The following is a 17929-nucleotide window of genomic DNA, read 5'->3' as shown; positions in this document are numbered from 1 at the left end:
GACCAGACATGTTCACCACTCGTTTTTCGAACCGTGAATCACGCCGTCGCCCGGAAATCAATGGGTCCTGACCCTAGAGTTATCCTGCATGCCCAGATAGAGTTTCTCCAGAGGACAATATCATCTCTATTCATCACGATTCTTGGTGAGGGCCAGTTTTAGCAAAAAATGGGCATTGACACCTCTTGGCGGCCTTCTCATTTTCAAAAATATGTAACAAATATATTAGCTTAACGACGATAAAGCCACCACCTCTTCCAAATTATAGTGGGCTCAATCCAAAAAAGCATGTTCCGGTCCAGCCCCCAATCGTAATTTGACACAAGCGAGTGGGAAAAAGGTCGGATACAAAAATGGCGCCACGGGGGAGGACCGGAGCGCCATTTCATTCAAAACCAAAGGGACGGGATCAACCGATCATGCCGCCGCCGGGTCCTGTCGTCTCGTCATAATGTTGCTTGAGCCGCATCAACGCGATGCGCAACACGATCTTGCCCGACCGGGCCGACCAGCCAAGGCGTTTTTCAGCCGTCTCCAACCCTTCAAGGTAACAGCAACAACGCAGCACCACGTCCGAAAGACCGGGGCCGAGGTCGCGCAGGGCGCTTGCGACGCGGTTGCGCGCTCCTTCAGGCCCGTTGCCTACGCCGCTGTCCATGGCAAAGCCGCCGCGCCCGCCACCTGTCAGGAAACGATCCCAGTTCTGGGCCACGCGCGGCCCCATTTGCGCCAACTCAAAGTCTTCGCGCAACCGCTCGCCCGCGCTGACCAGATCGTCAGACAGAAAGGGCGTGCCATCCCGATCCCGGCGTCGCGCCAACGCGGTCAGGGGTGATTCAGCTAGGTTATACCGGACCTTGCGCGGCTGGCCCGTCTCGCTGTCGCGCACCGTGCGTTCGCCCCAGACCCGGTGCTGATCAGCAAAGGCCGCCGGAGCTTCGGCCAATCCAGGCGGCGGCGCGGGCGTCGCGTCGGCATCGTCCATCATCTCAGACAGCGCGGTACGGCCAGCGGCAGTTATTTTGTAGCGCGTGATCCGACCCGCCTTATCCGCACTGATCCAATCCTGGAGCGCCATGGCCTCAGCCACCTTGCGATCCACAACGGCCGTCCGGGTGCTCGCCCCGGAAACACCATCGCGCACCACAACGGCTTTTTCCATGTCAACGGCCACGGCCAGCACTGCGCCCGTTTCACACATACGACGCAGTATGCGCTGTGCGTCGCGTGTCAGGGCTTGCGTATCCGGTCCTTGAACTTGATCCTTTGCAACAGCTGGCATGGTTACATGCTCCTTTTGGTCCACTTGCGCTGTCGATGATGGGATGTGAACAAGCCCGGCACCCAGCTTTCGCAAGACCGCATCAATCAGCGGATCGTCGCGCCGCGTCTCGAAACGTCTGATCTGGCGCAGAACGGTTGACGCGTGGCAGCCTGACTTACGGGCCAGTTCCCGAATGGGCAAGCCCGCTTCGGTATGGGCCAGATAGTTCAGGGCGGCATCGGGCACCCAAGGGGGAAACCCCGCCAGGACCGGGTGCGATGTCTGTGTGTCACGCATTGCGTTGCTTTCCGTTCTCTCTTTGCGAATGCCCCTGTGTGATTGAAAGTTTTCCACAGGTTATCCACACAACCTAAAAGTGCATTGGTTACTCGTTCGTTAACAATCATCGATATCCGCAGCATTGTTTCTAAAAGATAAACAGTTGCTAAAGGAACGTTCGCGGCGCGACGGCTGCACGCAACACGCCTTTAAGTTGTGCAAAGGTGATCAGGTCAAATCTGGTGGGGACCGGGTTTGCCCCGATCAAAGGAGTACTGGAAATGCAAGATATTCTGTCGATGCTGAACGCGATGCGCCGCCCGCGTCTACTGATGCGGGCCGCTCGAATCGGCGCAGAGGATTACCGCCGCACCGCCCATCTGCCCCGCCTTCTGGGCTATGGAAACCTGCCGCGCCATGGCGCGGCACTGATCCGTCTGGTCGAGATCGAGGGTGAGTTGAACGCCCAGCGCATTGGCGACGATTCCGCCTACAACCTGTTGCGCCATATCGACGTATTGATTGCAATCGTTGGCGAGGCCCGCATTCTGCGCGCCGCCAAACCCAACCAACCCGTTTGACCGATCACATAAAGCTGTCGGGTTCTGCCGCTTTCTTCGTGGCCACAAATGCATCAAGCGCTTCGCGCGTGGCAGGATCCATGGTCGGCTGCTGATAATCCGCCAGCATCTTTTCGACCCGCCGCGACGCCAGTGTCATCGTATCGCGGCCGCCTTCATCCTCCCATGTCTCGTAGGGCTTGTAGTCCAGCACGTCAGATTTCCAGAACGCCGATTTGAAGTTCGCTTGCGTATGGGCGCAACCCAGGTAGTGCCCGCCCGGCCCCACCTCGCGGATTGCGTCCATGGCCTGCGCATTTTCATCGACCTGCACGCCAGCCGCAAAATGGTGCAATGCACCCAATTGATCGGCATCCATCACAAATTTCTCAAACGAGCTGACCAAGCCACCTTCGAGCCAACCGCACGCGTGCAACATAAAGTTCACGCCAGACAACAGCCCCATATTCAGAGAGTTCGCCGTCTCGTAGGCGGCTTGTGCATCAGGCAGTTTTGAGCCGCAGAACGATCCCGCCGAACGGAAGGGCAAGCCAAGCCGCCGCGCCAATTGCCCGGCGCCATAGGTGATGTGGCTGGCCTCGGGGGTGCCAAAGGTGGGGGCACCCGAATTCATATCGATCGAGGTCACAAAGGCCCCCATGATTACCGGCGCGCCTTTCTTGCACAGCTGCGAATAGGCGATGCCTGCCAGCACTTCGGCCAACACTTGTGTGAGTGTACCGGCAACGGACACAGGAGCCATGGCCCCACCCACGATAAAGGGAGAGATGATGCAGGCTTGGTTGGCCTGCGCGTAAACATCCAAAGCACCCATCATCACATCGTCGAATGTCATGGGTGAGTTGATGTTAATGAGCGAGGTCATGACCGTGTTTTCGGCCACGAAATCCTTGCCGAAGAGAACTTCACACATCTCAACCGAATCGCGGGCTCTGCTTGGCTCTGTCACGGACCCCATGAACGGCTTGTCCGACAGGGTCATGTGCGCGTGCAGCATATCCAGATGTCGTTTGTTCACGGCCACATCCGTCGGCTCGCACACGGTGCCACCGGAATGGTGCAACCACTTGGACATGTAGCCGAGCTTCACGAATTTGCGGAAATCTTCCATCGTGGCATAGCGTCGGCCACCAGCCATATCGCGCACGAAAGGCGGGCCGTAAACGGGGGCTAAAACGAGGTTCTTGCCGCCCACGACAACATTGCGGTCTGGATTGCGGGCGTGTTGCACATAACTGGACGGCGCAGTGGCACAGAGTTGACGGGCCAAGCCGCGCGGAATGCGTACACGATCCCCATCCACATCGGCACCGGCGTCACGCCAGCGCTGCAGGGCCAAGGGGTTATCGGGAAAGTTAACGCCGATCTCTTCCAACACTGTTTCCGCATTGTACTCGATCAGCTCAAGCGCTTCTTCGGTGAGCACTTCGAAATTGGGAATGTTACGCTCGATAAAGCGCGCGGTCTCGAACGACACCGCACTGCGCTCTGCGCGACGCGCGGCACCGCCGCCCCCACGTCCCCGTTTGCGAACTGCTGCTTCGGCCATCGCTTGTCCCCCGTCTGAGATCATCAGTGCAGGCGTCCTACATCATCCGTGCTGCGCAAGCGCGCAGATAACGGCCCCCCCGGTAAAAAAGCGACATCCCCTTCCCTGTTCCAAAAAAATCCCGGGCGTTCGGGCGCTGTCCTCTGTCCGCCACTTGCCACAGGCAGTGCCCGCGCATATTGCACAGTCATGACAGACCAGACCCATGACCGCCTCCTCATCATCGACTTTGGCAGCCAGGTGACGCAGCTTATCGCGCGCCGCTTGCGCGAGTTGAACGTGTATTGCGAAATCCACCCCTTCCAGCAGGTCACAGATGCCTTTCTCGCTGAATTTCAACCCAAGGCCGTGATCTTCTCCGGCGGGCCAGCTTCGGTTTTTGCCGAGGGCGCGCCAATGCCCCCCAAATCTGTCTTTGATCTGGGCGTTCCGATCCTCGGCATCTGCTATGGCCAGCAAGTGATGATGCATGTGCTGGGCGGCAAGGTTGAGCGCGGCCACGGCACTGCCGAATTTGGCCGTGCCTATGTGACGCCCGAGGCGCGCAAGCTGGCGCTGCTGGATGGTTGGTTTGCCGCCGACCGCGAACAGGTCTGGATGAGTCACGGCGACCACGTCAGCGAGATTGCCCCGGGGTTTGAGGTCTATGGGACCTCCCCCAACGCGCCCTTTGCAATCACTGGCGACACGGCTCGCAATTTCTATGCGGTTCAATTCCACCCAGAGGTTCACCACACGCCAAATGGCGCCATGCTCTATGAAAATTTCGTGCGCATGGCCGGGTTCAAAGGCGACTGGACCATGGGTGCCTATCGCGAGGAAGCGATCGCCAAAATTCGCGCGCAGGTCGGCGATGGCAAGGTCATCTGTGCCTTGTCCGGCGGGGTCGACAGCTCGGTTGCGGCCGTCCTCATTCATGAGGCCATCGGCGATCAACTGACCTGCGTTTATGTGGATCATGGGCTGATGCGCAAAGACGAGAGTGAACAGGTCGTCGGCATGTTCCGCGAACACTATAACCTGCCGCTGATACATGCCGACGAATCTGATCTGTTTCTGGGCAGGCTTGAAGGTGTCAGCGACCCCGAGACCAAGCGCAAGATCATCGGCGGTCTCTTTATCGACGTGTTCGAGAAATATGCCAAAGAGATCGGTGGCGCGGATTTCCTGGCGCAGGGCACGCTCTATCCCGACGTGATCGAATCAGTGTCCTTCAGCGGCGGTCCCTCCGTGACCATCAAATCGCACCACAATGTGGGCGGTTTGCCCGAGCGGATGAACATGCAACTGGTCGAGCCGCTACGCGAACTTTTCAAGGACGAGGTCCGCGCCTTGGGCCGCGAGTTGGGTCTGCCACCCAGCTTTATCGGTCGGCACCCCTTCCCCGGGCCCGGCCTTGCCATCCGCTGCCCCGGAGAGATCACGCGCGCCAAGCTGGACATTCTGCGCGAGGCAGACGCCGTTTATATCGACCAGATTCGCAAGCACGGGCTTTACGATGATATCTGGCAGGCCTTTGTTGCGATCCTTCCGGTCAAGACGGTCGGTGTGATGGGCGATGGCCGGACCTATGATTATGCTTGCGCCTTGCGCGCCGTCACATCAGTCGACGGGATGACAGCGGATTATTATCCTTTTTCGCACGAATTTCTCGGTGAAACGGCAACGCGGATCATCAATGAGGTGCCGGGCATCAACCGTGTGACCTATGACATCACATCGAAACCGCCGGGCACAATCGAGTGGGAATAATGACGCCTGCGGCTGGAAGACTGTCCGCTCAAGGCGTTAACACGCCTTATCGGCCCAAAAGAACTTTCGGCCTGACGCGAGGATATTTAAGGCCAAGAGACAGATGAACCCAGTTTTCAAGGCCGCCCTGTGGATGTCCGGCTCCATCGCGTCTTTCTCAAGCATGGCCGTGGCCGGGCGTGAGGTCAGCGATACGCTTGATACATTCGAGATCATGATGTTCCGCAGCCTCGTTGGCGTGATCATCGTCTGTGCCCTCGCTGGCCTGACCGGGGCCTGGCGCGAGATCAAGACAGACCGGCTCGGTACGCACCTGACGCGCAACCTCGCCCATTTCACAGGCCAAAACCTGTGGTTTTTCGCGGTCACGGTCATTCCACTGGCACAAGTCTTTGCGTTGGAGTTCACATCCCCGATCTGGGTGATTGTTCTCAGCCCACTTATATTAGGAGAGCGGTTGACGACGTCGCGTGGACTGGCGGCAGTGATGGGGTTCATTGGCATTCTGATCGTGGCCCGCCCCGATATGGCGGGCCTCAACCCCGGCGTTATGACCGCCGCCTCGTCCGCGATCTTTTTTGCGATCACGATCATGCTGACCAAACGGCTCACCCGGAACGAGGGGATCACGTCGATCCTGTTCTGGCTCACAACCATGCAATTGGTCATGGGGCTGGTGATGGCGGGCTATGATGGCGACATCGCGATTCCCAACACCGACGCCCTGCCTTGGGTCGTCCTGATCGGCATTGCGGGGCTTTTGGCGCATTTTTGCCTAACCAACGCCCTCGCCATTGCGCCAGCCACAGTTGTCGTGCCTATCGACTTTATTCGGTTGCCGACAATCGCCGTGATCGGAATGCTCGTATATGGCGAAGTTGTTGATATATGGGTCTTTGTTGGCGCGGCGATCATTTTTGCGGGCAATTACCTGAACATCTGGGTCGAGACTCGGACGCAAAAACAGCAGTGACACGAATGTCACAACTTTATGACGCTCCGTCACAAGGCGCATTCTGCCCTAGGGTCAACATTGACGGCTAGGGGTTGAAATCGGCTAAAACCCGCCCAATGCGTCGCACTCACGGCGCCCTTGGGAGGAAATAACATGAAAACCATAGGACTCGCCGCGACGGCGTTGGTCGTATCAGCGGTTGCCGCGCAAGCTGTCGGGCTCGACCGTTCGGGTCGCCCAACTTCCTTTATTTTTGAAGACGGCAATATGGTCGAATTCAGTTTTGGTGGGGCAAATCCAAGCATCGATGGCTCGGACGTCTTTACAAACCCAACCGGAAACATTGGCGACAGTTTTGCCGTCTGGGGCGCGGGCATCCGCTATCAAGCGAGCGACAAGCTGTCATTTGGTCTGATCATCGACGAGCCTTATGGCGCCGACATTATGTATGGCCCCTCATCCACTGTTCTAGATGGCACAGCGGCCACAGTGGACTCCAGCGCGTACACCGCCTTCGCCCGCTACAAGTTCAACGACAACTTCTCTGTACACGGGGGGCTGGTCTATCAGAACGTCAGCGCCAACGTGACGCTGAGCGGTTTGGCTTATCAATCGTCGGGCCTGAACGGTTACAATGCTGCCTTCTCCAATGATGGTGCCTTTGGCTACATGGTTGGTGCAGCCTATGAAATCCCAAGGATCGCTTTGCGTGTGGCCCTGACATACCACTCCGAAATCGATCACAGCCTGGACACCACACAAACAATCAACGGCGTCGTTGTGGCCCCTCCAAGTGCAACAGACGTGACAACACCTGAAACGATTGCACTCGATTTTCAAACCGGTGTGGCCGCAGATACGCTGGTTTTCGGTTCGATCCGCTTTTCTCATTATAGCGTGACGTCGGTACGCCCGACAGCACTGGGCGGCGCATCGCTGACAGACCTTGAAAACGGGTTCGACGTGTCGCTGGGTGTCGGTCGCCGGTTCAGCGAAAAATGGGCCGGGAGCGCCACAGTCGGTTGGAGCCAGAAGGGCGAAGACGATCTTGTTTCTCCGCTCGGATCAACAAACGGCTCTGTGTTCCTCGCTTTGGGCGCATCCTATCAGCTGAATGAAAAGACCGAGATCAGCGGCGGCGTTCGTTATACCGATTTCGGCAATGCGATCCCGAATGTTGGCGGTAACCCCGTGGGCGCATTTGGCGGCGACTCGGCCGTATCCGCAGGTTTCCGAATCCAATACAGCTTCTGATCGCATCGCTTGGGCCATCAGCCCAACGATAGATCACCGGAAAACCCTGCCCTTCATCCGGGCGGGGTTTTTCTTTGCGCAGGTTCCGGGTGGCATCGGTCGCTCGCCCCTGTCACACCACGTTCATGACAGTGCAAAAAACCATATCAAGCCGCGCCTGGGCCGAGATGCTGTTGCTGGCAATGATCTGGGGCGGCTCATTTCTGTCCATACGGATCGCGCTGGATGAAATCGGCCCGCTCACCTCGGTCGCGCATCGCACCTTCTGGGCGATGTGCGCTCTGTGGATCGTGGTGTTGTGCATGCGCCTGCCCATCCCACGCGCACCGCGCATCTGGATTGGGTTTTTGGGCATGGGCCTTTTGAACAACGTTATCCCCTTTGGCCTGATGGCCTGGGGCCAGTTGCATATCGAGACGGGGCTGACCTCGATCCTGAATGCCGCGACAGCCATTTTTGGAGTGCTGGTCGCAGCCCTCTTTTTCGCCGATGAAAGAATGACATTGCGCAAGGGCGTTGGCGTTGGGCTCGGTTTCCTGGGGGTTGCTACGGCCATTGGGTTGGATAATTTTCGCAGCTTTGACATACGCAGTCTTGCGCAAGTGGCCATCATCGCAGGTACCATCAGCTATGCGCTCGCAGGTGCATGGGCGCGGACATTTCTGTCAGGGCTCGCACCACAAGTTGCGGCGGCGGGTATGCTGACCGGATCAACCTTGATTGCCGTGCCACTGGCCAGGCTGAGCGAAGGGCCGCTGACGCTTGCTCTGGATCCGAGCACGTTGGTCGCCATTGGGTATTATGCGATTATTGCCACCGCAGGGGCCTATTTGCTGTATTACCGCGTTCTGGCGATGGCGGGGGCGGGCAACCTGATGCTGGTGACCCTGTTGATCGCACCGGTCGCGATTACGCTCGGAGCAATGGTGCGCCACGAGGCACTGGGCTTGAATGCCTATGCAGGCTTTGCCTTGCTGGCCCTCGGGTTAATCATCCTGGACGGTCGCGTGTGGGCCATGATCCGGCCAAGGCACGTTGACCGCATCCCCCCCCACCGGTAACACCGCGCGCAGGACGATCTTTGGGGACCACTGAGATGCTTTACCGTGATGCGGACCATTGGCGTAGCGCCGCCCGCAAACAAGTGCTGGTCTATGGCATGTCGGGCTTGGGCAAGACACATATGTCCACCACGCTGCGCGCTTCGGGACATTGGTTTCACTACTCGATCGATTACCGGATCGGAACGCGCTATATGGGCGAGTTGATCGCCGACAATGCCAAGGCCGAAGCGATGAAAGTCCCGTTCCTGCGGGACCTGTTGCTCAGCGACAGCATCTATATCGGGTCAAACATCACCTTCGAGAACCTGACGCCTGTATCCACATATCTGGGCAAGCCCGGCAACGTAACCCAAGGCGGATTACCCATCTCCGAATACCGCCGCCGTCAGGAACAATTCCGCCGCTCCGAAGTGCTTGCGTTGGAAGATACCGGCTATTTCGCGGAACGCGCGCAAACGCTTTATGGCTACCCCCATTTCATCTGCGACACAGGCGGGTCGATCTGTGAGTGGGTGGACCCGGTCGACGACGCGGATCCACTGATGACGACGCTCTCAAACGTGTGCCTCCCGGTCTGGATCAAAGGGGATGCCGCCCACACCGCTGCCTTGATTGCGCGGTTCGACAGGGCACCCAAACCGATGGCCTATCAGCCCGAATTCCTGCTCGAATGCTGGCAAGGCTACCTTATTGAAACCGGCCAAGCCGAGGACGCGGTGAACCCCGACGACTTCATCCGCTGGACCTATGCCCGCGCGCTTGCCCACCGGCAACCCCGCTACGAGGCGATGGCCCGATGGGGCGTGACGGTGACGGCGGACGAAGTGGCCTCGCTGAAAGGTGAAGGCGATTTCACCGATCTGATTGCCACCGCTCTTGAGCGGCGCGCGGCTTAGGCCTATCTGCACCACTCGCAGGTTTCATTGTTCTCGAAATACTCAAAAGCCCCTGACCAGGACCAGCCCTATGCCCATCAAACTTCCCTCGACCCTGCCCGCCTATTCCGTGCTCACGGACGAGGGCGTGATGGTCATGGACGAAGAGTTGGCAGAGCATCAGGATATCCGGCCACTGAAGATCGGGCTTTTGAACCTGATGCCAAAGAAAATCCAGACAGAGACGCAATTTGCACGCCTCATCGGTGCGACGCCGCTGCAGATCGAGCTGACCTTGATCCGAATGACGGATCATGCCGCCAAAAACACTGCCGCCGAACATATGGAAAGCTTTTACCAACCGTTCTCGGAAGTCAAAGATCAGAAATTTGACGGTCTGATCATCACCGGTGCTCCAATCGAACATCTCGATTTCGAGGATGTGGACTATTGGGATGAACTGACCGAGGTCATGGATTGGACCCAGACCCATGTGCACTCCACCTTTGGGGTCTGTTGGGGCGGGATGGCGATGCTGCACCACTTTCACAACGTTCCCAAACATCTGCTCGATGGCAAGCTGTTTGGCGCTTACAGGCACGCAAACCTGGCTCCGTCATCGCCCTATTTACGCGGGTTCTCGGATGATTGCGTCGTGCCTGTCTCGCGCTGGACCGAAGTGCGCGCAGCAGAAGTCGAGGCGGCAGGTCTGCCAATCCTTTTGGGCAGCGACGTGACCGGCCCCTGCCTGATCGAAGATCCTGATCACCGTGCGCTCTATATCCTCAACCACTTTGAATATGACAGTGACACGCTGAAACAGGAGTATGACCGCGACCTGGCCTCGGTCCAGGTGGAAGGGGCCGAGATTGCCCTGCCGGTCGGGTATTTCCCGGAGGACGACCCAAGCAAGCGGCCCTCGAACCGTTGGCGCAGTCATGCGCACCTCTTGTATGGAAATTGGCTGTCCGAGATTTATCTGACTACCCCATATGACATGGACCTGATCGGGCAGGAGAAGACCGATCTGAGGGGGTGACGCGAGATGAAAACCGTTTTTATTCTGATGGTTGTGCTGGCTTTTCTGATCATCGGCATGGTGCAGTATTTCGCGTTCAAACGCGAACGTGAGGCGGCAGAGGCGTTTCCGCCAACAGGCCAGATGATCGACGTTGACGGTGTGCGCGTTCATGCCGAACAGATGGGCCAGGGACCGGATGTCGTTTTGATCCACGGCGCATCGGGCAACACCCGTGATTTCACCTTTGCTTTTGCCGATATGTTGTCCGACAGATACCGCGTGACCATCCTTGACCGTCCAGGCCTGGGATGGACCGACCAGATGGCACCTGCGCACAAAGCCGTCTGGACCACGGCCCATGCAGGGCCACGCGCACAGGCACGCCTGCTCAAGGGGGCCACAGATAAATTGGGCGTCATCAATCCGATTGTGGTGGGGCATTCCTTTGGCGGGATTGTGTCTTTGGCCTGGGCGCTCGAATTTGATGATCTCGCCGGCGTCGTCTCCATTGCGGGGGTGGCCAATCCCTGGCCTGGCGAATTGGGCTGGTTCTACAAGGTGAACGGGGCAGCCTGGGGCAGCGCATTCGTCGTGCCTATGCTCAGCGCCTTTGCTCCCCAGACTTACGTAAACGCGACCGTCGCCAGTATCTTTGAACCGCAGCCCGCCCCGGACGGATACCTTGATCACGTCGGCCCGGCCCTGACCCTGCGTCGGGAATCGATGCGGGCCAATGCACGGCAGGTCAATTGGCTGCGTCCTCATGTCGTTGAAATGTCAGAACAATACGACAGGATTGACGTGCCGGTCGAGGTTGTGCACGGAGATGCCGACACGATCGTTCCGCTCAGCGTCCACTCCGCGAAATTGCCGGATCAGATCGAAGGCGCCAACGTCACTGTGCTGCAAGGTGTGGGGCATATGCCGCAACACAGCCACCCCGAGGCCGTGATCGCAGCAATCGACCGTGTCGCGGCGCGTGCGGGTTTGCGTTAAGGGCCGCCCTGCCCCATATTACATGTTAAGAGCAGTAACTTGGGACGAACACCATGAGCCTTCCTTTTGACGGGGCGATCACGGATTTCTTTGAAACCGGTGCGCCCGACGATGTACGCGCCAAGATCAAGGACGCCCAAAAAGGCGACATTCTAACGCCCACCTACCCACACAGCGCACGGATGAAACGCAAGACCTATGAGGCCGACATGGCCGCGCTGCAAATTGAGCTGGTCAAGATGCAGGCCTGGGCGTCAGAAACGGGCGCACGGGTGGCCTGCGTCTTTGAGGGGCGAGATGCAGCGGGCAAAGGCGGCACGATCAAGCGATTCCGCGAGCATCTGAACCCACGCGGCGCCCATGTGGTGGCCCTCTCGAAACCAAGCGAGACCGAAGCCAGCGAATGGTATTTTCAGCGCTATATCAGACAGTTGCCCTCAGGCGGCGAGATCACTTTTTTTGATCGCAGTTGGTACAATCGCGGTGTGGTCGAACATGTGTTCGGCTTTTGCGAACCCAATGAGCGTGAGCATTTCTTCAAGCAGGTTCAACCGTTCGAAGAAATGCTGGTGGATGACGGCATCATCCTGTTCAAATTCTGGCTGAACGTCTGCAGGGCAGAGCAACTGCGCCGGATCATGGCGCGCGAACGTGACCCGCTCAAGCAGTGGAAGCTGAGCTGGATTGACGTCGAGGGGCTTAAGAAATGGGATGGTTATACGGATGCCATTCGCGAAACGCTTGCGCGGTCGCATTCGGACCACGCCCCTTGGACCATCGTGCGGTCGGATGACAAGAAACGGGCGCGCCTCAACGCGATCCGCACCGTTCTGCACGGGCTAGATTACACGAATAAAGACGCGCAAGCCATTGGCAAGATAGACAAAGCGATCTGTGGTGGTCCGGATATCTGGGATGCCTAAACGTGGCTATCACCACGGCAATCTGCGTCAGGCCCTGATTGACGCCGCCCTTTTGCTGATCGAGCAGAAGGGCCCAACGGGCTTTACCCTGTCAGAGGCGGCCAAGCAGGCGGGCGTGACCCCGGCCGCGGTCTATCGCCACTACGAGGGCCGCGAGGACCTGATCGCGGAATGCGCGCGCCAAGGATACACGATTTTCGCTGACCTGATGGAGCATGCGTACCAGTCCGGCCAACCCTCGGCCCTCGCCGCGTTTGAGGCCACGGGCCGTGCCTATCTGGCCTTTGCGCGCAAGTTTCCAGGCCATTACATCGCGATGTTTGAGTCCGGGATTTCGGTGAACCGTACGCCTGAATTGGCGGATGTCGCGGGACGCGCCAACGCGGTTCTGGAGAAGGCGGCAGGCGACCTGAGCCAACACATTCCCGAAGACAAGCGCCCCCCCGCCTCGATGTTTTCCGCCCATATCTGGGCGATGAGCCACGGGGTCGTCGAGTTGTTTGCGCGCAACTCTCCGGGGCGCGCATCGCCCTTTCCACCCGAGGATCTGCTAGAGACGGGGATCGGAATTTACCTGCGCGGGCTTGGATTGATCAAGCCCGACGCGTGACGCGCAATGGCGCGGCCGTTTTTGTCAGCGAGTCGACGTTTTTGCCATATTTTCAAGGGAAATTGGCCTGCACTGCCCTTACATAAACCTGTGCACCGTTTGTGCATTGATGGCTGGGTTAACGTAGCGTGCGGTGGGGTTTGTTGACAAAGGGTAAAAGGCGGGTGTGCAGACGAAGCGTCATATCGCTGCGGCTGCTCTAAGGTCTGCTATCTATGATTCTCGGTCTGTGCTACCGGACGAGTATGTTGATCAAGCTCTTTAAGAAGCTGGAAGAGTCGAAGTGGTTGCCATGGGTAGGCACAGCACCATTCATTCTCATTCCTATAGCAATCGTTTTTGGCGGTGAGATAACGAAAGCAGCAGGCGTTTTCGCATTCTTCGCCAGTATGTGGCTGGGGATCGTCCTCGGCGGCAAGATTGCTAACGTCGTTTCCATTCACCTCCTCAAAGCTTCCGAGGACGCAAACAAACGAATGACTTCGGGCGGCTGTGCCTTCGGTTTGCTATTCCTCCCCGCGCTTGTAGGTTCGTTTACTAATTCCAATCTAGGAACCAGCATCGAAATGCGCTCACTCGGCGCTCACTTTCTCTGGGCTTGCATTGGCGCTGGATCTTTTCCTATGTGGGCCCCAAAAAGCCTTCAGGAGGCAGCTAAACCGGTCGTTGGTTCGATGATGCGCATCATCTGTCTTTTTCGGCTCAAAGCGGACCATTTTGCCAACGCAAAAGGCCGCCCCGATCCCGGAGCGGCCTTTCGCAGTGCTGTGAACCCAAACCTTAACGCTTGGAGAACTGGAAGCTCTTACGGGCTTTGGCCTTACCGTATTTCTTCCGCTCAACCACACGGCTGTCGCGGGTCAGGAAGCCTGCCGCTTTCAGAGCGCCGCGCAGCGACGGGTTGTAGAGTTGCAGTGCCTTGGACACGCCGTGCTTGACCGCACCGGCCTGGCCGGACAGACCGCCGCCCTTGACCGTGGCAACCACGTCGAATTCCCCTTCGACGCCGGCAACGGTGAAGGGTTGGGCCAGGATCATTTGCAGCACGGGACGGGCGAAATAGTCGTTCATCGCCTTGCCGTTCACGGTGACCTTGCCCGAGCCGGGCTTGATCCAGACGCGGGCAATCGCGTCTTTGCGCTTGCCTGTGGCATAGGAGCGGCCCAGTTCGTCGCGAACGGGCTCGCGGTGAACCATTTCAACTTCGGCAGGCGCGTCGCCAGCCACAGCTTGCAAGTCTTCGAGTGTGTTGATTTCGTCGGACATGCTCATGCGCTCCGCGTGTTTTTGGAGTTCATGGACGCAACGTCCAGAACTTCGGGGCTTTGCGCCTCGTGGGGGTGGTCGCCACCTGCATAGACGCGCAGGTTGGTCATGATCTGACGGCTCAGGCGGTTGCCGGGCAGCATCCGCTTGACGGCCAGGGTCACGACGCGCTCGGGGTGCTTGCCTTCCAGGATCTGCTCCTTGGTACGGCTCTTGATTCCGCCGGGGTGGCCGGTGTGCCAATAGTGATGCTCCTGGCGTTTCTTGCCGGTCAGCTGCACTTTTTCAGCGTTAATGATGATCACGTTGTCGCCACAGTCCATGTGGGGTGTGAACGAAGGCTTGTGTTTGCCACGCAGGCGCATGGCGACGATCGAGGCAAGACGGCCCAACACCACGCCTTCGGCGTCGATGATGATCCATTTCTTGTCGATGTCCGCAGGTGTTGCGGTAAAGGTTTTCATATGTCGCATCCCTAAAGGGTCGGATTTCGGATTGCGCGGTTATAGGGGGGCGGTATTGCCGGGTCAATGGCGTTCAATCACGTATAAATGTTCAAAAACAATAGGTTAAAATTATGGTATCTGAATACCCCATTATACCATGAGGATTCTCGCCTTGCCAAACCCGGCCTCGCCACGCCACATAACACTGCCCAAGATATGAAACAGCCCCTGCCCTATGACCCCATCCCTTTTTGCCCCGATCCTGGCCACTGTTATCCTGCTTGTCTGTGCGACGGCCGGTGGCATTCCAGTCGTGCGCAAATTGATCACCGTCTATGAGGCCAAGCACGAGCTGAAGCAGGGCTCGGCTGGGTGGCTGCGCAGCATCGGCGGCTGGTCGATCATCGCGTTTTGGCTGATGACCACCTGGTTTGTCGCCACCGTGATCGGCGATTGGGGGGCCACGGGGGACCTTGAAGGTGCGATTGATCGGTCCTGGCTGCGCCTGCGTGTCTTGCTTGAGATTGCCGTCGCGATCATGGACTCCGACTAAGCATGGAACCTGCTGCCTTTCAGTCTGAGTTGCAATGCCCCAATTGTGCGGGCCAATGCGTCTATGATCCCGCGGTTCAAGCGCTGAGCTGTTTGAGTTGTGGCAACGTTCAGGGCCTGGAGACGGACGCGGACGATGCCGCCGCCGCCGAGTTTCCCTTTGACCCCGATGCGCCAGTGGCCGAGGCCCCCATGACCATCGGGGCCCAAGTGCACCGGTGCGAGACCTGCGGCGGGGCCGTCAGCTTTGTCGGGCCGTCGATCAGCGAACGCTGCGCCTATTGCGACGGCCCCGTGGTGCTTGACACCCAAGATAGCGCCTATGCCGCCATGGCCCTGATCCCATTTCGCGTTCCCGAACAAGACGCACAGAAATTTGCCCAAACCTGGGTCCGTCGCCGGATCGCCGCCCCAAGCGACCTGAACGATGTTGTGGCCAAAGCCCGGGTTGCCGGACTTTATGTGCCGTTCTGGACATTCGATAGCCAAGAGGCGGTGGACTACTGGGCCAATTACAAGGTCCGACAGGGCAAGCGAACGGTGGTCCGCAAAACATCAGGGTCTATGCACATGTCCTTTGACGATATGCTGGTGCCCGCCTCGCGGCATGTGACGCCGCTGATCCGCGATGGTATTCTACACGATTTTTCTCCCACGCGCCTGCGGCCCTACCGGGCAGGATACCTTGCCGGATTTGCCGCCGAGCAGCACCATCAAAATGTGGCCGACGGTCTGGACGCCAGTGCGGATGACAAACGTCTGCTGATCCGCAATCGGATCAAACGACATATCCGCAAATCTGGCGTCCATGGCATCCGCTACAACACGGACACCAGTGGCATCCATTACCGCCGCATTCTGTTGCCGGTCTGGATTTTGCACTACTCATACAAGGGCAAGGCGAAAAAGGTTGTGGTTTGTGGCATGCAGGGGCGCACCTATGGCGAGCGCGCTTTTTCTCAGTGGAAATTGGCAGGCTATGCCGCACTGTTATCAGCCCTTGCCATTGGGTTTGGACTGGCCTGGGGGGCGGCAGGTCTGCTTTAGACGCCGATCAACTCCGGTGGGTTGTCCAGCAGGTCGCGCAAACGTCCGATGGCGGCCTCAAAACTGCTCAGGCTCACGCCCGCATTGATCGCGAAACGTACCGCGTGGGGCACACGCGCGTCGCGGCTGGCATATTCCTCGGCCGACCGAATGCGCACGCCCTGAGTTTCGGCGGCCTGCACAAAGGCCCCTGCCCGCCAACCGGTCGGCAGGCGCAGCCACAGGAATGGCACATCCGCACGCCACGCCAGATCATAGCCGCCCAGGATGTTGACCGCGCTGCGCACGTATTGGCCGATTTCCTCACGCGCTCGGCTTGCAACCGGCGCGAGGCGCGGATCATCCAAAAGCTTAGCACAAAGGTCCGTCATTGGCGTGGCCAGACCAAAGAACGCGTATTCTGCCGTGCGCCTAAGGGTCGGGGCCTGCCCTGGAGGCGCCACGGCAATACCAAATCGCAATGCAGGCGTGATCGATTTTGACAAGGACGAGACGTACCAACTGCGCTCTGGCGCCAACTTGCGGTAAGTTGGGGCTTGGGCGTCGCCCAAGCGGTAGCAATCGTCTTCGAGGATTTGAAGATCATAGCGGCGCGCGATGGCAGCCAGTTCCTGGCGGCGCGCCAAAGGGGAGTAGCCGCAGGTGGGATTGTGCACTTCGGGCGAGGTGCACAGGATTTGTGCGTCATGCGTGCGCGCCGCGGCCTCCAGTGCTTCGGGTAGAATGCCGGCCTCGTCCATGGCCACTGGAATGACCTCTGCCCGTAGCAGTTCAGCCGCCCGGCGAAAGCCCGGATAGGCCAATTCTTCGACCAGGACGGCGGGTTTGCGCCCGCGCAGCACTGCCTGAAAGATCAGCATGATGGCATTCTGACCGCCATGGGCCAACACGATGTCATCCGCCCCGACAGGCCCCAACATAGGCGAGGCAAGCCAGCGCGCGGCAGCGGCGCGGGCTGGTCTGCCACCTACCCGCGTCGGGTAATGCATCACGCCCGATGGCGGATCCTGGGCTACTTCGGCCAGCAATTGCCGGATCAAACCCGCCTGCCCCACGCTGGGCAAATGCGGCGAGAACAGGTTGACCTGATCGTCTTGCGCTTCGGCATTATGCGTGGCGCTATCCACCTCAATGGGCAATTCGCGCAACAGCGGTTCCTTGTGATCGGGTGCGGAAACGAACGTGCCGCGCCCGACTTCGGCCACCAACGTCCCGTCATCCGTCAGCAAGGTATAGGCCCGCGCCACCGTGCCGGGAGTTATCCCGAGCTTCCAGGCCAGATCACGGACGGGGGGCAGCTTCTCTCCCGGCATGAGGCTATTGGCTGCAATGCTGTCGCGGATGGCCTGCATGACCGCCTTGTACTTGGGACCTTGGCCCGTCAACAGGCTCGGCTGCCAAATTGTATCCATTACAATATTTCCATAGCGTCATGAGTAATCACATTGTATCGTTACTTCATGGCGATAACGCCACATTGTGTCAATACAATTTA

The 17929-nt window shown here is 58.6% G+C and carries 17 protein-coding genes; 12 read left to right on the top strand and 5 right to left on the bottom strand.

Going from position 1 to position 17929, the window contains the following annotated elements; genetic code table 11:
- Positions 1 to 409 precede the first annotated feature (409 nt).
- A complete protein-coding gene (locus tag Q1A44_RS13875) occupies positions 410 to 1561 on the bottom strand; it encodes a DUF6456 domain-containing protein (protein WP_299626144.1) in 1152 nt (383 codons plus the stop codon).
- A 263-nt stretch (positions 1562 to 1824) separates the two neighbouring features.
- Here Q1A44_RS13875 and Q1A44_RS13870 point away from each other — a divergent pair, with 263 nt between their 5' ends.
- Positions 1825 to 2124 (top strand): DUF6477 family protein, encoded by a 300-nt coding sequence (locus Q1A44_RS13870; protein WP_299626141.1) that lies wholly within the window; start codon positions 1825 to 1827, stop codon positions 2122 to 2124.
- A gap of 4 nt (positions 2125 to 2128) precedes the next feature.
- Here Q1A44_RS13870 and Q1A44_RS13865 read toward each other — a convergent pair whose 3' ends face one another.
- Positions 2129 to 3673: a trimethylamine methyltransferase family protein gene (locus tag Q1A44_RS13865; protein WP_299626176.1), complete on the bottom strand. Its 1545-nt coding sequence runs from the start codon at positions 3671 to 3673 to the stop codon at positions 2129 to 2131.
- A gap of 189 nt (positions 3674 to 3862) precedes the next feature.
- Between Q1A44_RS13865 and guaA the strand changes: the two genes are divergently transcribed.
- The 9 genes from guaA to Q1A44_RS13820 all read left to right on the top strand — a co-directional run bounded on the left by guaA (position 3863) and on the right by Q1A44_RS13820 (position 13123).
- On the top strand, positions 3863 to 5425 hold the full coding sequence (gene guaA / locus Q1A44_RS13860; RefSeq protein WP_299626138.1) for a glutamine-hydrolyzing GMP synthase: 1563 nt from the start codon (positions 3863 to 3865) through the stop codon (positions 5423 to 5425).
- A 103-nt stretch (positions 5426 to 5528) separates the two neighbouring features.
- The gene (locus tag Q1A44_RS13855; protein ID WP_299626135.1) at positions 5529 to 6398 is read left to right on the top strand and encodes a DMT family transporter; all 870 of its coding nucleotides are present in this window, start codon (positions 5529 to 5531) and stop codon (positions 6396 to 6398) included.
- Between the two features lie 135 nt (positions 6399 to 6533).
- Positions 6534 to 7634 carry an outer membrane protein transport protein gene (locus Q1A44_RS13850; RefSeq protein WP_299626132.1) on the top strand — a complete coding sequence of 367 codons (1101 nt, stop codon included), beginning with the start codon at positions 6534 to 6536 and terminating at the stop codon, positions 7632 to 7634.
- A gap of 125 nt (positions 7635 to 7759) precedes the next feature.
- Positions 7760 to 8695 (top strand): DMT family transporter, encoded by a 936-nt coding sequence (locus tag Q1A44_RS13845; RefSeq protein WP_299626129.1) that lies wholly within the window; start codon positions 7760 to 7762, stop codon positions 8693 to 8695.
- 35 nt (positions 8696 to 8730) lie between these two features.
- Complete coding sequence (locus tag Q1A44_RS13840; RefSeq protein WP_299626126.1) at positions 8731 to 9594, top strand: ATPase; 864 nt, start codon at positions 8731 to 8733, stop codon at positions 9592 to 9594.
- Positions 9595 to 9664: 70 nt separating this feature from the next.
- Complete coding sequence (metA, locus tag Q1A44_RS13835) at positions 9665 to 10612, top strand: homoserine O-succinyltransferase (RefSeq protein ID WP_299626123.1); 948 nt, start codon at positions 9665 to 9667, stop codon at positions 10610 to 10612.
- A gap of 6 nt (positions 10613 to 10618) precedes the next feature.
- Positions 10619 to 11590 carry an alpha/beta hydrolase gene (locus Q1A44_RS13830; RefSeq protein ID WP_299626120.1) on the top strand — a complete coding sequence of 324 codons (972 nt, stop codon included), beginning with the start codon at positions 10619 to 10621 and terminating at the stop codon, positions 11588 to 11590.
- Between the two features lie 53 nt (positions 11591 to 11643).
- The gene (ppk2, locus tag Q1A44_RS13825) at positions 11644 to 12513 is read left to right on the top strand and encodes a polyphosphate kinase 2 (RefSeq protein WP_299626117.1); all 870 of its coding nucleotides are present in this window, start codon (positions 11644 to 11646) and stop codon (positions 12511 to 12513) included.
- Complete coding sequence (locus tag Q1A44_RS13820) at positions 12506 to 13123, top strand: TetR/AcrR family transcriptional regulator (RefSeq protein WP_299626114.1); 618 nt, start codon at positions 12506 to 12508, stop codon at positions 13121 to 13123. Before ppk2 ends, Q1A44_RS13820 begins: the two co-directional genes overlap by 8 nt.
- Positions 13124 to 13903: 780 nt before the next feature.
- Here the strand turns inward: Q1A44_RS13820 and rpsI are convergent.
- Both rpsI and rplM read right to left on the bottom strand, forming a co-directional pair.
- A complete protein-coding gene (rpsI, locus tag Q1A44_RS13815) occupies positions 13904 to 14389 on the bottom strand; it encodes a 30S ribosomal protein S9 (RefSeq protein WP_299626173.1) in 486 nt (161 codons plus the stop codon).
- A 2-nt stretch (positions 14390 to 14391) separates the two neighbouring features.
- Complete coding sequence (gene rplM, locus Q1A44_RS13810) at positions 14392 to 14853, bottom strand: 50S ribosomal protein L13 (protein WP_299626111.1); 462 nt, start codon at positions 14851 to 14853, stop codon at positions 14392 to 14394.
- 217 nt (positions 14854 to 15070) lie between these two features.
- Here rplM and Q1A44_RS13805 point away from each other — a divergent pair, with 217 nt between their 5' ends.
- Positions 15071 to 15388, top strand: a complete 318-nt coding sequence (locus Q1A44_RS13805) for a hypothetical protein (protein ID WP_299626108.1) — start codon at positions 15071 to 15073, stop codon at positions 15386 to 15388.
- A 2-nt stretch (positions 15389 to 15390) separates the two neighbouring features.
- Positions 15391 to 16434, top strand: a complete 1044-nt coding sequence (locus Q1A44_RS13800; protein ID WP_299626105.1) for a hypothetical protein — start codon at positions 15391 to 15393, stop codon at positions 16432 to 16434.
- Here Q1A44_RS13800 and Q1A44_RS13795 read toward each other — a convergent pair.
- Positions 16431 to 17846: a PLP-dependent aminotransferase family protein gene (locus Q1A44_RS13795; RefSeq protein ID WP_299626102.1), complete on the bottom strand. Its 1416-nt coding sequence runs from the start codon at positions 17844 to 17846 to the stop codon at positions 16431 to 16433. The genes Q1A44_RS13800 and Q1A44_RS13795 overlap by 4 nt on opposite strands.
- Positions 17847 to 17929 lie beyond the last annotated feature (83 nt).

The organism is uncultured Tateyamaria sp., assembly GCF_947503705.1.
In the GTDB taxonomy this organism is placed as follows: Bacteria; Pseudomonadota; Alphaproteobacteria; order Rhodobacterales; family Rhodobacteraceae; genus Tateyamaria.
This window is presented reverse-complemented; position numbering and strand designations above follow the sequence as displayed.

Coding starts and splice junctions, on each gene's coding strand:
- Q1A44_RS13800 (WP_299626105.1), top strand. CDS start 15,391: ATGGAACCTGCTGCCTTTCAGTCTGAGTTGCAATGCCCCAATTGTGCG.
- Q1A44_RS13830 (WP_299626120.1), top strand. CDS start 10,619: ATGAAAACCGTTTTTATTCTGATGGTTGTGCTGGCTTTTCTGATCATC.
- metA (WP_299626123.1), top strand. CDS start 9,665: ATGCCCATCAAACTTCCCTCGACCCTGCCCGCCTATTCCGTGCTCACG.
- Q1A44_RS13795 (WP_299626102.1), bottom strand. CDS start 17,846: ATGGATACAATTTGGCAGCCGAGCCTGTTGACGGGCCAAGGTCCCAAG.
- Q1A44_RS13855 (WP_299626135.1), top strand. CDS start 5,529: ATGAACCCAGTTTTCAAGGCCGCCCTGTGGATGTCCGGCTCCATCGCG.
- Q1A44_RS13850 (WP_299626132.1), top strand. CDS start 6,534: ATGAAAACCATAGGACTCGCCGCGACGGCGTTGGTCGTATCAGCGGTT.
- guaA (WP_299626138.1), top strand. CDS start 3,863: ATGACAGACCAGACCCATGACCGCCTCCTCATCATCGACTTTGGCAGC.
- Q1A44_RS13820 (WP_299626114.1), top strand. CDS start 12,506: ATGCCTAAACGTGGCTATCACCACGGCAATCTGCGTCAGGCCCTGATT.
- Q1A44_RS13840 (WP_299626126.1), top strand. CDS start 8,731: ATGCTTTACCGTGATGCGGACCATTGGCGTAGCGCCGCCCGCAAACAA.
- Q1A44_RS13870 (WP_299626141.1), top strand. CDS start 1,825: ATGCAAGATATTCTGTCGATGCTGAACGCGATGCGCCGCCCGCGTCTA.
- rplM (WP_299626111.1), bottom strand. CDS start 14,853: ATGAAAACCTTTACCGCAACACCTGCGGACATCGACAAGAAATGGATC.
- Q1A44_RS13875 (WP_299626144.1), bottom strand. CDS start 1,561: ATGCGTGACACACAGACATCGCACCCGGTCCTGGCGGGGTTTCCCCCT.
- rpsI (WP_299626173.1), bottom strand. CDS start 14,389: ATGTCCGACGAAATCAACACACTCGAAGACTTGCAAGCTGTGGCTGGC.
- Q1A44_RS13805 (WP_299626108.1), top strand. CDS start 15,071: ATGACCCCATCCCTTTTTGCCCCGATCCTGGCCACTGTTATCCTGCTT.
- Q1A44_RS13865 (WP_299626176.1), bottom strand. CDS start 3,673: ATGGCCGAAGCAGCAGTTCGCAAACGGGGACGTGGGGGCGGCGGTGCC.
- ppk2 (WP_299626117.1), top strand. CDS start 11,644: ATGAGCCTTCCTTTTGACGGGGCGATCACGGATTTCTTTGAAACCGGT.
- Q1A44_RS13845 (WP_299626129.1), top strand. CDS start 7,760: ATGACAGTGCAAAAAACCATATCAAGCCGCGCCTGGGCCGAGATGCTG.